Origin of the sequence: Candidatus Parakkermansia intestinigallinarum (genome assembly GCF_944389695.1) — a bacterium.
Classification (GTDB): Bacteria; Verrucomicrobiota; Verrucomicrobiia; order Verrucomicrobiales; family Akkermansiaceae; genus Akkermansia; species Akkermansia intestinigallinarum.
The window spans coordinates 1-2,546 of sequence record NZ_CALXNG010000059.1 but is presented as its reverse complement, the minus strand read 5'-3'; the positions used below and the strand labels follow the sequence as shown (position 1 = coordinate 2,546).

At 60.6% G+C, this 2,546-nt stretch carries 3 protein-coding genes; all 3 read right to left on the bottom strand.

The features are described 5' to 3' along the window. On the bottom strand, nucleotides 1-716 hold a 716-nt coding region (locus AC6UAL_RS09580; RefSeq protein WP_500683157.1), incomplete at its 3' end, for a glycosyltransferase. After that, a complete protein-coding gene (locus AC6UAL_RS09575) occupies nucleotides 713-1,219 on the bottom strand; it encodes a GtrA family protein (RefSeq protein WP_500683156.1) in 507 nt (168 codons plus the stop codon). The genes AC6UAL_RS09575 and AC6UAL_RS09580, both read right to left, overlap by 4 nt. Before the next feature lie 15 nt (nucleotides 1,220-1,234). After that, entirely contained in the window at nucleotides 1,235-2,485 is a 1,251-nt protein-coding gene (locus AC6UAL_RS09570) for a protoporphyrinogen/coproporphyrinogen oxidase (protein WP_500683155.1), read from the bottom strand. Nucleotides 2,486-2,546: the final 61 nt, after the last annotated feature.

The following is a 2,546-nucleotide window of genomic DNA, read 5'->3' as shown; positions in this document are numbered from 1 at the left end:
CCGGCAAACCAGTGCCGGAGGACGTAGTAGATCAGGCATTGCCGCGCGTTGGCCAGTGCCTTGGGCGAGACGCGCGGCGAGGGGGAGGTGTAGTGGATGGGGATTTCAATCCAGCGGCTCGTGCGAAGCAGGTAGCGCAGCTCCGTCTGGTAAAAATGCGCTTGAGAACGCAGCGGATAGGCCAGAAGGCGGCTCATGACGTCGCGGCTGAAGGCCTCGTATCCGCTCGTCACGTCTTTCATCGGGCAGCTGAGCAGCGTTCTGGCGAGAAAGGAACCGAACTTGGAGAGAAAGCGCCGTTTGAACGGAGAGCCCACCATGGATCCGCCGTTGATGTAGCGGGAACCGAAGGCGCATTCATTGCCCTCGGTCATGGCGCGCACGAAGGCGGGGATGACTCGCGGGTCGTGCGAGCCGCCGCCGTCCATCTCAATGATGAAATCCGGATTCTCAGCCATGGCCTCGCGGAAGCCTCGCAGATACGCATCGACGACGTTTTTATTCTCCGGAGCCCAGACGTAGTGGTAGCGGCTGTTTTGTTCGCTGAGCTGTCGGCAGAGTTCGGGCGTGGCATCCGTGGAGGCTTTGTCTACGATCAAGTAGACGGACGAGAGCGGATAGTTGTCCAGCACGCCGTTGAGGCAGTCGATAAAGGAGTGGAAGGATTCCTCTTCGTTAGCCATGGGAATGCAGACGGCAAATCGGGGCTGAGTCATGGGTGTTCAGGGGATGAGCTTTGTTGAGTGAAAACGAATTTCTTCATGATGACGTACGAGACAAGCGCGGCAAAGAACATGCCCGAGAGGAGAGCCGGCGGGTACGAGGCGCCTGCGCTGAAGGCTGCAAGCTCCGGTGTCATGCAAAGATGATTGGTGATGATGTACCACCAGAAGTACAGGATGATGAGTTGCTGGGTGAGCCAGGTCGTGCTCAGCAGGATGCACATGCACACGAGCTGGCTGAGGATGAACTTGGAGAAGGACGTCACCACGGGGAGCTCATGAGTCTGGCTCCTGAAGCTCCACAAGCGATTGCCGGTGTAGGAGCATATCCACCCGCCGCCGTACCCGATGAGGGTTGACAGGATGGTTTGTCCCGACTGAATGTGGTAGTAAAAAATCCAAGAGATGGCGCCGTGTACAATCGACGCCGTGACGCCGACAACGAGAAACTTGACGACGCCGGCTTGGCGGCGCATCAGGTTGATGAGCTTCTGCACGAGAGGGGAGGGGTATCAGTTGATGATGCTTGTCAGGCGGTCGAGGGCGGCTCCGATGGCTGCGTCCATGTTGTAGTATTCCCATTCGGCAAAGCGCCCGATGAGGTGCAGCCCCTGCGGCTCCAGCAGGGCTTTGGCCGCTTGGATGCACGGGCGGGTGTGCCCGTCCTGAATCGGGTACGTGTAGGGTTCGTAGTGGTGCGCCAGATAGCGCGGCGCAAAGGGCATGCGCGCGAGTTGCTCGAGGAGGGAGTCTTTGCTGACTTCTCCGGTGAACTCGACGGTGGCCGTGTGTTTGCCGACGGGCGCGTTGTTGGGGGAGAAGTTGCCGGTGCAGATGATGCGGTGCGAGGCGTATGCCGTGTCCGGCAGGTAAATCCAGCTGTACGGGTTGGCTTCGACCTCGCAGAGGACGGAGGTGGTGCCGTGGGCTCGGAGAGCCTGAATCCCTTGCTCCAGTTCGCTGCCCAGTGAGACGCCGCCTTTCAGCAGGGAGGCGAGCTGCTTGATGTTGCCGCAGAACACGACGAGGTCGTAGCTGTCACCGTTGACGCGCCACGTGCCGTCGCTCCGGCGCTCCAGCGCCTCGGCAGGAGTGCCGTAGCGCACCGACAGCCCCCGGGCCAGGGTGTCGGCAATGAACTGTGAGCCTCCGCGGACGGGGTAGTTGAAACTGCTGTGCACCATGTTGACCTCTTGGAGGCGCAGGATGTTGGCTTGCAGGATTTCGTCAATGCCGGGCATGGGCAATTTGCCTTCGAGCCAAGCCAAGGGAATTTCGCTCAGCGGGCACTGCCAGATTTTGCGGTTGTAGGGCTCGAAGTATTCGCTGTAGAGCGTCTGCCCGAAGCGGGCGCGGAGAAACTCGTCGAAGTTTTGAGGCTCACCGTAGCCCTTGCCCGCCATGTCGATGAGGTCGCGGATGACGGCTTGCGCCGTGGGGCGGGGCAGCCGGTAGAGGTGATTCTCGATGGGGTAGCTGACGCAGGTCCCGTCGCGGAGTGAGACGACGGCGTTGCGGGTGGCTTTGGTGAAGTCCTGCTCGCGGCGGAAAAAGGTCCAGAACCATTCCAGCACATCAGCTCGGCGTGAGTTGAACACGTGGCCGCCGACCTTGTGATAAAGGACGCCGTTGACCTCGTCGCACTTGATGAGGCCTCCGGGGCGTGCGTCTTTCTCGTAGACGGTGACCTTGTATCGTTTGGAGAGAATGTGGGCTGAGGCAAGGCCGGATACGCCGGCTCCGATAACTGCGGCTGTCTTCATGTGGTCAAAGGGCGGCAAGGCCGGGCTCTTCCGCATCGGCGGGAGAGCTGTTGCTCGCCGC